The organism is Actinophytocola sp., from assembly GCF_009379765.1.
Lineage (GTDB): Bacteria > Actinomycetota > Actinomycetes > Mycobacteriales > Pseudonocardiaceae > Actinophytocola.
The window spans coordinates 52,822-64,415 of the sequence record NZ_WHTD01000003.1 but is presented as its reverse complement, the minus strand read 5'-3'; the positions used below and the strand labels follow the sequence as shown (position 1 = coordinate 64,415).

Below are 11,594 nucleotides of genomic sequence, written 5' to 3'. Positions count from 1 at the left end.
CGTTCGGGACGCTGAACGTCCTCAGCGCGTCGTTCAGGGCATGCGGCGACTAGATGACCCGGTGTCCGCGGCGCTGGTCTGACATCGCAAACTGTCCACGTGGGAACCAGTAGCGACGTGCCGGCGCTGCGCCGCGGGCTCGCGGTGCTCCAACTCCTTGCGACCCGCGCCGGGCCGGTCACCGCCGGTGCCCTGGCCCGCGAGCTCGGCCTACCACGATCCTCGACCTACCACCTGCTGGCCGAGCTGGTCGCGGCCGGTTTCGTCACCCACCTGCCGGAGGAGCGGCGGTACGGGCTCGGCCTGGCCGCCTTCGAGCTGGGGTCGGCGTACCTACGGCACGACCCACTGGAGCGACTGGCACGCCCGGTGCTGCGCTCGCTCATCGCACGCACCGGGCACACCGCCCACCTGGGGATTCTCCATGGGAGGGAGACCTTGTACCTGCTCCGCGAGCAGGCGCCGCACCCGCACGCCACCGTGGTGACCGACGTCGGGGTGCGGTTGCCGGCGCAGCTGCCGGCGTCCGGCCGGGCCATGCTGGGGTTGCTGCCGGCGGCGCAGGTGCGCGCGCTGTTCCCCAGCCGGGAGAGTTTCGTCAACCGGACCGGGCGTGGGCCCGTCCACCTGCCCGACCTGCGCCGGCTGCTCACCGCCGGCCGGCAGCGGGGCTGGGCGGTCGAGGACGGCTACGTGACGTCCGGCTTCGCGTCGGTGGCGGCGCCGGTGGCGGACCACACCGGCCACCCGATCGCGGCCATCAGCACCACGTTCCGACACGAGTGCGAACCCGAATGCGACGAGACCTGGCCCGACCTGGCCACCGAGACCCTGCGCGCCGCCGCCGAGCTGAGCGCCCGCATCGGCGGCACCGCGAGTCCCCCTCCCAGAACCGGCGAGTCCCCCGTTCCGGATCGTCGGGAACGGGGGACTCGCGGGTCGCGAACGGGGGACTCGCGGGGTTAAGCGCCGATCTCGCCCAGCCATTCCTCGGCGACGTCGGCGTAGTCCGGCTTGTCCGGCGCGTTCAGGCGCGCGTTCAGGTCCAGCAGCGTGTCCGTGTCCAGCTTCGCCGAGATCGCGTTCAACGCCTCCTTCACCGTGTCGCTCGCCTTGTCCTTGTTCACCAGCGGCACGACGTTCTGCGCGGCGAAGTTGTTCTTCGGGTCCTCCAGCACGACCAGGCCGTTCGCCTCGATGGCGGCGTCCGTCGTGAAGATGTCGGCCGCCTGGACGGTCCCGTCGAGCAGTGCCTTCGTCGTGATCGCGCCCGGCTCCAGGGAGCTGAAGCTCTTGAACGTGCAGTTGTAGGTGGCCTCGATGCCGGGGATCCCGTCCGGCCGCGTCTTGAACTCAGGCGCGGCACCGAACACGGACTCCGCGCAGTGCGGCGCCAGGTCCTCGATGGACTTCAGGCTCCACTTGTCGGCGGTCTCCTTGGTGACCACCACAGCGTCCTTGTCCTCGGCCGCCGCCTTGTCCAGCACGGTCAGGTTGGCGGGCAGCACCTTCTGCAGCGCCGCGTACACCTCGTCCGGCGAGGTCTCCTCGGCCTCCTTGTTGATGAACTGCAGCAGCACGCCGGTGTACTCCGGAATGAGGTCGATCGACCCGTCCTTGAGCCCGTCGAAGTACTTCTCCCGGCTACCGAGGTCGAACTCCCGCGACACCGTCACGCCCTTGGCCTCCAGGGCCTGCGCGTAGATCTCCGCGAGCAGCTGGCTCTCGGGGAAGTTGGCCGACCCGACCGAAATCGTCTCGCTGGAACCGCCGCTGCCGGAGTCGGAGTCGTCCTCCGCGAGCGGATCCGAGTTGCCACAAGCCGTCAGCGTCAGCGCCGCCGCCACAGCGGTCGCCACACCGGCGAGTACGCGCTTCATCCCAAGTCTCCTCATGTGATCTCTCTACTTGACCAAATCCGGTGTCGGCCGCCGCCAGATGCGTGCGGCGCGCTTGCGAGTGGCCGCGTTGCGCAGCCCCGGCGACACGGCCATCCGCTGCACGAGCACGAGCACTCCTTCGACGACCAGCGCCAGCACCGCGATCGCGATGGCGCCCGCGGCCATCTGCGGGTAGCCGTCCGGGGAGCCGGCACCCGAGTTGTTGCCGTCGATCACGTACCGGCCGAGCCCGCCCAGCGACACGTACGCGGCGATGGTCGCGGTCGCGATCACCTGCAGGGTCGCCGAGCGGACCCCACCCAGGATCAGCGGGAGCGCGTTGGGCAGCTCGACCTTGAACAACACGTGCGACTCACGCATGCCCATCCCGCGCGCGGCGTCCACGACGGACGCGTCCACGTTGCGCACGCCCGCGTAGGTGCCCGCGACCACCGGCGGGATGGCCAGGATGACCAGCGAGACCACCACCGGCAGCAGGCCGACGTAGGTGAGCAGCACCAGCAGCGTCAGCAGACCGAGCTCCGGCAGCGCACGCAGCCAGTTGGACAGCCCCGCGACGAGGAACGTGCCGCGGCCGGTGTGCCCGACGATCGCCCCGAGCGGGACCGCGATCGCCGCGGCGATCAACACGGCGAGCGCGGTGTACCCGAGATGCTCGAGGGTCCGGGTGGGGAAGCCCTCCGGCCCGCTCCAGTGGTCCGGGTCGAAGAGCCAGCTGAACGCGGAGTTCACGCGGACACCCGCGTCCCGCGCTGGGCCCTGGTCCACGGCGTGAGCACCTTGCCGACCAGCAGCAGGAACGCGTCGATCACGAGCGCGATCACTACGATCAGGGCGATCGCGACGACCATCTCCACCGCGTTGTTGCGCCGGAAGCCCTCGGTGATCAGCCCACCGAGCCCGCCGATGCCGATCAGCGCGCCGACCGACGCGAGGCTCATCGCGGACACCACCGCGACCCGGAGCCCGGCGATGATCACCGGGATGGCCAGCGGCAGCTCGACCGTGAGGAACCTGCGCAGCGGCCGGTACCCGACGGCCGTGGCCGCCGCGGTGACGTCGCCGGGCACCGCGAGCAGCGCGTCGGACACCGAGCGGACCAGCAGCGCGATGGTGTAGATCGCGAGCGGCACCTGCACGTTGAGCGGGTCGATGATCCGGGTGCCGATGAGCAGCGGCACCAACGTGATGAGCGCCAGCGACGGGATCGTGTAGAGCACTCCGGCGAGCGGCACCAGGATCCCGCGCGCGAGCGTCCAGCGCGACGCCGCCCAGCCGAGCGGGATGGCGATCAGCAGGCCCACGAGGACCGGCAGGAGCGCCAGGTAGAGGTGCTCCCCGGTGGCCTCGGCGATCTTGTCCCAGTTGCGATCCAGCCATGGCCACGGCCAGTCGACGTTCACGTGGGCACCTCGCCCGAGCGCCGCGCGGCGGCCAGCGCGGACAGCACGGTGTCCGCGGTGACGCCGCCGACGACCGCGCCCTGCTTGTCGACCGCGATGCCGACCGCGGCCGGCGAGCTGAGCGCGGCGTCCAGCGCGTTGCGCAGCGAGCCGGCCGTGCCACCCGCCCCGGAGTCCACTTCGAACAGTGAGCCGCCGGAGACCAGGTCGTCCGCGGCCACCTCGTCCACTGTGGACAGAAGGTCGGCGGAGGCCCAGCCGAGCGGCTTGTTCTCCGCGTCGACGACGATCGCCCAGCCGTCGGTGAGCGAGCCGCGGGCCTGCGCCGAGGGCTCGCCGACCTGCACCGTGGCGACCGGACCGACGGGAATGCCGTCCGCGGTGAGGAAGCCGAGCGCGCGGTAGCCGCGGTCGCGCCCGACGAACGCGGACACGAAGTCGTCCGACGGCTTGGCGAGCAGCGCCGACGGGGTGTCGTACTGCGCGAGCCGGCCGCCGACCCGGAACACCGCGACCTTGTCGCCGAGCTTGATGGCCTCGTCGATGTCGTGGGTGACGAACACGATCGTCTTGTCCAGTTCGGACTGCAGGCGCAGCAGCTGCTGCTGCAGGTCGTCACGCACGATGGGGTCGACCGCGCTGAACGGCTCGTCCATGAGCAGCACGGCGGGTCGGCCGCGAGCGCTCGCGCGACGCCGACGCGCTGCTGCTGGCCGCCGGAGAGCTGGGCCGGGTAGCGCCTGGTGAGCCCCGTCGGCAGCCCGACCAGCTCGAGCAGCTCGGCCGCCCTGGTGCGGGCCGCGCGCTTGCCGGCGCCGGTGAGCAGCGGGACCGTGGCCACGTTGTCCAGCACGGTGCGGTGCGGGAAAAGTCCCGCGTGCTGGATGACGTACCCGATGCCGCGACGAAGAAGTGGCGGGTCGGACTCGCGAATGTCCTTGCCGTCCAACAGGATCGAGCCACCGGTCGGGTCGATCATCCGGTTGATCATCCGCAGCGAGGTCGTCTTGCCACAGCCGGACGGCCCGACGAACACGGTGATCCGGCCCTCGTCCACCGTGAGGTCGAGGTCGTCCACGGCGACGGTGCCGTCCGGGTACGTCTTGGTCACGGCCTGGAACTCGATCACCCTCGAGACTCCTCAGGTCGAGACGGCCACCTGCCGGCCGCGCGTAGGTCCGCCCGACCTTAGCCCCTGGGACCGACAACGGCAGGGCTTCTCAACATCTGGCGGCGGCCACCCGGCCCATCGGGTTGCGCCGACCGGCCCAGTCGTTGCCAAGTCGAGACGATCTCGAAGCCGGCGAGCGCGCTCAGGAGCCGGTGGGGACGTGCAGCGGACCCAGCTGCAGCAGCTCGTGGAACTCGGCGGCCGGCACCGGCCGGGACAGCAGCCAACCCTGGTAGGCCTCGACCCCGAAGCTGCGCAGCACATGGAACTGCGACTCGTTCTCCACGCCCTCCGCCACGCACGCGCGGCCCATCGCGCGGGCCATGTCGACCAGCGCCCGCACCACGGCGAAATCGGCCGCCTCGGTGGCGACGCCGGACACGAACGCGCGGTCGATCTTGATGATCTGTGCCGGCAGCTCCTTGAGCCGCGCCAGCGACGAGTAGCCCGTGCCGAAGTCGTCCACGGCGAACCGGACGCCCCGGTCGGCGAGCTCGGCCATCGTCGAGCGGGTGCGGGACGGCAGGTCGATCAGGCTGGTCTCCACCAGCTCCAGCACCACCCGGTCCCAGGCGATGCCGGTCTCGGCCACGACCGCGGACACGATCTCGACGAACTCCGGGTCGCCCGGCACGAGCCCGGCCAGGTTGACCGCCACGCCAGGACCGCCACCGAGCACGCCGCCGGCGAGCATCGGCCACTTCGCCGCCTCGCCCAGCGCGGTGCGCAGCACCCACCGGTCCAGCTCGCGCATCAGGTCGCCCTGCTCGGCGACCGGCAGGAACTCGCCGGGGGCGAGCAGCCCGCGCTCCGGGTGCGGCCAGCGCACCAGCGCCTCCGCGGACAGGATCGTGCCGTCCGGCCCGACCACCGGCTGGTAGTGCAGCACCAGGCCGTCACCCGAGATCGCGTCCCGCAGTTGGCCCTCGAGCAGCATCTGGCTGTTCGCGTTCTTGATCAGCTCGGCGTTGGCCAGCGACACCCGCCCGGTGCCCTGCCGCTTGGCGTTGAACATCGCCGCGTCGGCGAAGCGCAGCAGGTCGGCCGCGGACGTGTCCGATCCGCTCGGGACCGCCGCGCCGATCGTGGCCGACACCCGCAGCAGCTGGCCGCGCACCGGCACCGCGGTCCGCAGCAGCCGGGCGACCCGGTTGGCGAGCGCCTCGACGCCGCCGACCTCGTGCACGTCCGAGCAGATGACCACGTACTCGTCGCCGGACATGCGGGCCGGCGTGCAGGACGGCGGCAGCCCACGCTCGAGCCTGCGGGCCAGCGCGATGATCAGCTCGTCGCCGACGTCGTGGCCGAGGGAGTCGTTGACCCGCTTGAAGTTGTCGACGTCGCAGAACAGCAGCGCGACGGCGTCGGCCTCGGGCCCGCCCAGCAGCTGGCCAAGCAGCTCGTTGACCGCGGCGCGCCCCGGCAGGCCGGTGAGCTCGTCGTGGGTGGCCTGGTAGCGCAGCCGCTCCGCGGCCCGGCGCCGGTCGGTGACGTCGGAGAACACCACGAGCCAGAACCGCCGGCCGTCGTCGGCGACCGACTCGGTGACGCCGAGCTCGCAGTACACCGGCTTGCCCGACGCGGTGACGAGCACCCGCTGACCCGCCCGCAGGTCGGCGGCGGTGCGTGCGCGCCGGCTCTCGTCGAGGACGCCGAGCAGCGACTCGGCGCGGTCGGTGGGGTGGGCGAGCTCGGCGGCGGCCTGGCCGCGCAGCCGCTCGAGGTCCATCTCGAGCAGCCGGCACAGTGCCTCGTTGGCGTCGACCAGCCGCTCGGTCTCGTCGAACAGCCCGATGCCGACCGGCGCGATGGCGACGAGGTCGGAGAACCGCTGCGACGAGCGCATCATCCGGGTCTCGGTGTAGCGCTGCTCGGTGACGTCCAGCGCGGTGCCGATCATGATCTGGCCGCCACGGTCGAACGCGGCGCCCCGGCAGTTGAACACCCGGCGCGCGCCGTCCGGCCGCACCACCCGGTGCTCCACCTCGATCGGCCGGCCGTCGGTGGCGAGCTCGCGCCACCGCTCGTCGACCCAGGCGCGGTCGTCGGGGTGCACGAAGCTCAGGTACTCGGTGTAAGTGACCGGGGTGTCGGGGTCGATCCCGAACAGCTCGCAGAGCATCGACGACCACACGCACTCGCCGGTCGCGGTGTTCCACTCCCAGGTGCCCAGGCGGGCCACCCGCTGCGCGTCGCCGAACAGCCGCCGGTCCTGGCTCGCCCGCCGCTCGACCTCGCGGAACCGGGTGACGTCCTGGACGATGCCCCGGACGCGCACCACGCGGCCGGCGGCGTCGAGCTCGGAGCGGGCGCGGAGCTGGAAGGTGCGCCGGCCGGCCGCGTCCCGAACCTCGATCTCGGCGGGCTGCCCGTCCGGCGTGTGGAGGCCGGCCCGGAACTCGGCCAGCAGCGCATGGTCCTCGGCGTGCACCATGCCGATCGCGTCGGTGACCGTGCAGTCGTCGGGTAACCCGCACAGCACCCGCAGGCCCGCGGAGAAGTGGGCGTGACCGGCCTCGATGTCGACGCTCCACAGCCCGAGCTCGGCGAGATCCTCGGCGTCGGTGATCGGGAAGCGCCTGGTCACGTCGTTGGTGACGTGGTTGACCAGCGGTGGTTCGAAGCCGGCGGCGTCGAGCTCGGGCATGCCTAACTCGCCGGCCGGCACCTCATTCGTGGGCAAGCCGGTACGCACGACATGCTCGGCCACCGCGCCATCCTCTCGCCCGCATGCCGGCGGGCCGGGCGTAGCCGCCGATCTTCCCGCCGACGCTCAGGCTACCCCGTCCTCCCTGGCCGCCTGTGCGACTGCCGCCGCGACCTCGGGCGCGACCCGCGGGTCGACGCCGCTGGGCACGATGTAGTCGGCCGAGAGATCCTCCGCCGCGACCGCCGCGATGGCGTCCGAGGCGGCCATCTTCATCCGCTCGGTGATCCGCCGCGCGCCCGCGTCGAGCGCCCCGCGGAACACGCCGGGGAACGCCAGCGAGTTGTTGATCTGGTTGGGGAAGTCGCTTCGGCCGGTCGCCACGATCGCGGCATGCCGGCGTGCCACGTCCGGGTGGATCTCCGGGTCGGGGTTCGACAGCGCGAACACGATCGACTTCGGTGCCATCGTCGCGATCAGGTCCTCCGGCACGGTCGAGCCGGACAGGCCGACGAACACGTCCGCGCCGTCGATCGCCTCGGCCAGCCCGCCGGTGAGGCCGGCGCTGTTCGTGCGGGTGGCGAGCTCGGCCTTCACCGGGTTCAGCCCCTCGCGGCCCTCGTGGATGATGCCCCGCGAGTCGACCACGACGACCTCGCCGGCCCCGGCGGAGAGCAGGAAGTTCGCGCAGGCCACGCCGGACGCGCCGGCGCCCGCGATGACGATCCGCTCGTTCTCGATCGGCCGGTCGAGCACGGTGTTGGCGCCGCGCAGCGCGGCCAGCAGGATGATCGCGGTGCCGTGCTGGTCGTCGTGCATGACCGGGCAGTCCAGCGCCTCGATGAGCCGCTTCTCGATCTCGAAGCACCGCGGCGCGGCGATGTCCTCGAGGTTGACCGCGCCGAAGGACGGGCGCAGCCGCACGACGGTCTCGACGATCTCGTCGACGTCGGTGGTGTCGAGCACCAGCGGGATCGAGTTGAGCCCGCCGAAGGTCTTGAACAGCGCGGACTTGCCCTCCATGACCGGGAGCGCGGCGCGGGCGCCGATGTCGCCGAGGCCCAGCACGGCGGTGCCGTCGCTGACCACGGCGACGAGGCGGTTGGTCCAGGTGTACTTCTTCGCCAGCTCCGCGTCCTCGGCGATCGCCCGGCTGACCTTGGCCACGCCGGGGGTGTAGACGATCGACAGCGCGCGCGGGTCGGCGATCGGGCTGGTCACCGCGACGTCGAGCTTGCCGCCCTCGTGGGCTCGGAAGATCTCGTCGTCGGTGACGGGAGCGTTCAGGTCGGGCTGCACGAGCGGGTCGTTCACGGTGGTCATTGCGTCCCTCCAACGGGCCGAAGCGGGGGGAACAGAAAGTAGCCCCGCGGGGTCGCGGCGTGATGGAGCATCGATCGGGTGTTGTCGACGCATCTCGACTGCCGGCCGGTCGGCCACCCGCGGATTGTTGGCGGGCAACCGCGGACGCTGCGGTGACCACAGTGTGACAGGTCCGCCGACCGGGGTGACCGGCCGGGGCCAGTACTGTGCGTCACATGGATGTGCGGGAACTGGCGGTACCGGGCGCGTTCGAGTTCACCCCCCGGGTGTTCCCCGACGACCGCGGGCTGTTCGTCTGCCCGTATCTCGAGGAGCCGTTCGTCAAGGCCGTCGGGCACCCGTTGCGGATCGCGCAGACCAACCACAGCAAGTCACGCCGCGGCACCATCCGCGGCCTGCACTTCGCCGACGTCCCGCCCAGCCAGGCGAAGTACGTCCACTGCCCGCAGGGCGCCCTCCTCGACATCGTCGTCGACATCCGGGTCGGGTCGCCGACGTTCGGCCGGTGGGACGCGGTGCGGCTGGACCCGGTCGACTTCCGGGCCGTGTACATGCCGGAGGGCGTGGCGCACGGGATCATGGCGCTCGAGGACGACACGGTCGTCTCGTATCTCTGCTCCACCGGCTACGACCCGGCCGGCGAGCACGGTCTCAACCCGCTGGACCCGGCGCTCGACCTGCCCTGGCCCGCGGACATCGAGGTGATCATGTCGGACAAGGACAGGGCCGCGCCGGGGCTCGCCGAGGCGGAGAAGGCCGGCCTGCTCCCCCGGTACGCCGACTGCCTGGACCTGTACCGACGGCTACGGTCGGCCTAGCTTCTTCGGCCGGGGCCACACGCGCCAGGTGATCACACCGTGGACGGCCGCGGCACCGAGCTCTCGGGAGTCGGTCGAGGCGAGGTCGTTGTCGCCGACGACGAACCAGCCGCCCTGTTCCGGCCGGACCGCCCGCTTGATCGACAGCTGCCCGGGTCGGGTCCCCCACGTGACCACCACCATGTCGCCCGGTCGAGCCCGGCTGCCGCGCCGCGCGAGCACGACGTCGCCGTCCCTGAGCGTCGGCGCCATCGAGGGGCCACGCACCCGAATGCGCCGGTAGGGCAGCCAGCCGAGCCGGTTCAGTCAGATCACCTCCGCCGTGTCCGCACAGCATGCCGGGAGTAGTGTCCAAACCGTCGGAGCGTCAACCTGTTCAGGAGGAAAGATGCGACTCCTGTCGCGCATTCTCGGCCCACGCCTGGAGGCCACCGCACACTGCGACCTCCCCTGCGGTGTGTACGACCCGGCGCAGGCCCGCATCGAGGCCGAGTCGGTGAAGGCCATCCAGCAGAAGTACCAGGACAACGAGGACCCGGAGTTCCGCACGCGCGCGATCCTCATCGCGGAGCAGCGCAGCGAGCTGGTGAAGCACCACCTGTGGGTCCTGTGGACGGACTACTTCAAGCCACCGCACTTCGAGAAGTACCCGCAGCTGCACGAACTGGTCAACAAGGCCACGAAGGCCGCGGGCGCGGCCGGGACCAAGGGCTCCATGGACCCGGCCAAGGGTCAGGAGCTGCTGGACCTGATCGCCGAGATCGACAAGATCTTCTGGGAGACCAAGAGCGGCTGAGGCCAAGGCCTGAGAACGGCGCTGACCAGCGGAGACACCTTCCGTGGTGGGCGCCGTTTCTCGTTGTCGCCAAGGCCGGCGGCGCCATGAAGCGGCCGGCATGTCCTGATGCTCTACACCGGCCCTGGTCGGCGACGAACGGCTGTGCGGAGGCTTCTGTTCACTTCTCGCGAACCTCGGGCAACCCGAGCCGGCGCAGGAGTTCGAAGAAGGTCTCCTCGACGAACACCGACCGGCTGTCGAGGACTCGCCTGAGATCGTCGTCGGGTGCCGGTACCAGACCGGCGTCGCGTGCCCAGGAGGCCGCTCGTCGGGCAGCCTCGATACCCATGTGCGCCGACGCCAAGAGTTCCTCCCGCACAGCCGCTACCTCACGCTCGTACCTCGCATTCTGTTCCTTGAGGGCGTCGTCATCCAACGGGTTGCCGTCCTCGTCGAACGGGGCCCACGGCACGACCACGTAGCTCAGGAGCGACTCGAGGTGTAGGTATGTCTCCCACGGACCTGAGGGTGCGCTGATCGCCCTGACCTGTGCGCCGCTGCTGGCCACGATCTTTCCGATCAGGACAGGCCCTCGCGAGGACGCCGTCAGCACATCGAAGGTGTCCGCGGGCAACGAGCGCGTACGTGTCCACACGCGCCAGACACGCCACGGCTCCGCGAAGTCACCGGCCGGATCCACCTCGAAGGCCTCGAGAGCCGGCATCAGCGCCGGGAGCTCCTCCAGTGAGCGACAGACGACGAAACTGCCCCAGAAGCCCATCGGGCCCCATCCCCTTCCATGCTCGGCTCGTGCCGACCGTCGTTTCTCACAGGTCGTAGTCTGTCGAACCAGATGCGGTGGTCCGTCTGCACCGTCGGGTCAGGGACCAGCGACGTGGGGGCCGGCTGCTCTCATGGGCGCAACGTAGCCGAGGGGTCCGACAACAAGAGCTCGATCACCGGCCGCCACTCGACGAAACGAGGAAAGCGGGCCGCTGTGGAGCAGCACGGCACCCGGCGTGGCGATCATCGACGGGATGGCCATGATGCCGCCGTCGAGGTAGGACGGCACCCGCGCGGGCAGCGCGCCGGCCAGTGCGCGGCCCGTCCTGCCCAGGCCGAGCACGGTCACAGAAGTCATGCCTCGATCTTCGGCCGAAGCTTTACGATGAATGAGTACCGACTTGAAAGTGCAATACTCACCGAAAGGTAAGTAATGCGGGAGTACAGCTGCGGCCTGGACGCCGCCATCGACGTCGTCGGCGGCAAGTGGAAGCCGCTCATCCTCTGGGCGCTGCACGCGCACGGCCCGTGCCGCTTCGGCGAGCTGCGCCGGCTGGTCTCCGGCATCACCGAGAAGATGCTCATCCAGCAGCTACGCCAGATGGAGGCCGACGGGCTCGTGCACCGCGAGGTCTACCGCCAGGTGCCGCCCCGGGTGGACTACTCGATGACCGACTACGGCGCCTCGCTCAACACGGCGCTGCTGCCGCTGGGCGAGTGGGGCGAGCGGAACATGGCCAGGATCGAGTCGCGCGAACGCGGGTGAGCCG

12 protein-coding genes and 1 pseudogene are annotated in these 11,594 nt (G+C 71.0%); 4 read left to right on the top strand and 9 right to left on the bottom strand.

What is annotated here, in order from left to right; all coding sequences use genetic code 11:
• Positions 1-99: 99 nt before the first annotated feature.
• Positions 100-966 (top strand): IclR family transcriptional regulator, encoded by an 867-nt coding sequence (locus GEV28_RS01495; RefSeq protein WP_291407741.1) that lies wholly within the window; start codon positions 100-102, stop codon positions 964-966.
• Here GEV28_RS01495 and GEV28_RS01490 read toward each other — a convergent pair.
• The 6 genes and pseudogenes from GEV28_RS01490 to GEV28_RS01465 form a co-directional block, all read right to left on the bottom strand.
• On the bottom strand, positions 963-1,880 hold the full coding sequence (locus GEV28_RS01490) for an ABC transporter substrate-binding protein (RefSeq protein ID WP_291407739.1): 918 nt from the start codon (positions 1,878-1,880) through the stop codon (positions 963-965). The two genes, GEV28_RS01495 and GEV28_RS01490, sit on opposite strands and share 4 nt — an antisense overlap.
• A gap of 24 nt (positions 1,881-1,904) precedes the next feature.
• On the bottom strand, positions 1,905-2,669 hold the full coding sequence (locus tag GEV28_RS01485) for an ABC transporter permease (RefSeq protein WP_291407737.1): 765 nt from the start codon (positions 2,667-2,669) through the stop codon (positions 1,905-1,907).
• On the bottom strand, positions 2,630-3,304 hold the full coding sequence (locus GEV28_RS01480) for an ABC transporter permease (protein WP_291407735.1): 675 nt from the start codon (positions 3,302-3,304) through the stop codon (positions 2,630-2,632). The genes GEV28_RS01485 and GEV28_RS01480 overlap by 40 nt, the downstream gene beginning before the upstream one ends.
• Positions 3,301-4,433, bottom strand: a pseudogene (locus GEV28_RS01475) (ABC transporter ATP-binding protein). The gene GEV28_RS01480 and the pseudogene GEV28_RS01475 overlap by 4 nt, the downstream one beginning before the upstream one ends.
• A gap of 184 nt (positions 4,434-4,617) precedes the next feature.
• Positions 4,618-7,185 (bottom strand): bifunctional diguanylate cyclase/phosphodiesterase, encoded by a 2,568-nt coding sequence (locus GEV28_RS01470; protein WP_291407733.1) that lies wholly within the window; start codon positions 7,183-7,185, stop codon positions 4,618-4,620.
• A gap of 63 nt (positions 7,186-7,248) precedes the next feature.
• Positions 7,249-8,445: an NADP-dependent malic enzyme gene (locus GEV28_RS01465; RefSeq protein ID WP_291407731.1), complete on the bottom strand. Its 1,197-nt coding sequence runs from the start codon at positions 8,443-8,445 to the stop codon at positions 7,249-7,251.
• 215 nt (positions 8,446-8,660) lie between these two features.
• Between GEV28_RS01465 and GEV28_RS01460 the strand changes: the two genes are divergently transcribed.
• A complete protein-coding gene (locus GEV28_RS01460; RefSeq protein WP_291407728.1) occupies positions 8,661-9,263 on the top strand; it encodes a dTDP-4-dehydrorhamnose 3,5-epimerase family protein in 603 nt (200 codons plus the stop codon).
• Here the strand turns inward: GEV28_RS01460 and GEV28_RS01455 are convergent.
• The gene (locus GEV28_RS01455; RefSeq protein WP_367115010.1) at positions 9,249-9,530 is read right to left on the bottom strand and encodes a S24/S26 family peptidase; all 282 of its coding nucleotides are present in this window, start codon (positions 9,528-9,530) and stop codon (positions 9,249-9,251) included. The genes GEV28_RS01460 and GEV28_RS01455 overlap by 15 nt on opposite strands.
• Positions 9,531-9,651: 121 nt before the next feature.
• Between GEV28_RS01455 and sodN the strand changes: the two genes are divergently transcribed.
• Positions 9,652-10,059, top strand: a complete 408-nt coding sequence (sodN, locus tag GEV28_RS01450; RefSeq protein ID WP_291407726.1) for a superoxide dismutase, Ni — start codon at positions 9,652-9,654, stop codon at positions 10,057-10,059.
• 160 nt (positions 10,060-10,219) lie between these two features.
• Here sodN and GEV28_RS01445 read toward each other — a convergent pair whose 3' ends face one another.
• Both GEV28_RS01445 and GEV28_RS01440 read right to left on the bottom strand, forming a co-directional pair.
• Positions 10,220-10,822 (bottom strand): hypothetical protein, encoded by a 603-nt coding sequence (locus GEV28_RS01445; protein ID WP_291407724.1) that lies wholly within the window; start codon positions 10,820-10,822, stop codon positions 10,220-10,222.
• A 99-nt stretch (positions 10,823-10,921) separates the two neighbouring features.
• Complete coding sequence (locus GEV28_RS01440; protein WP_291407722.1) at positions 10,922-11,182, bottom strand: hypothetical protein; 261 nt, start codon at positions 11,180-11,182, stop codon at positions 10,922-10,924.
• A gap of 75 nt (positions 11,183-11,257) precedes the next feature.
• On the opposite strand from GEV28_RS01440, the gene GEV28_RS01435 reads away from it, so the two are divergent.
• Positions 11,258-11,590 carry a helix-turn-helix domain-containing protein gene (locus GEV28_RS01435; protein WP_291407720.1) on the top strand — a complete coding sequence of 111 codons (333 nt, stop codon included), beginning with the start codon at positions 11,258-11,260 and terminating at the stop codon, positions 11,588-11,590.
• The last annotated feature ends 4 nt before the right edge of the window (positions 11,591-11,594 follow it).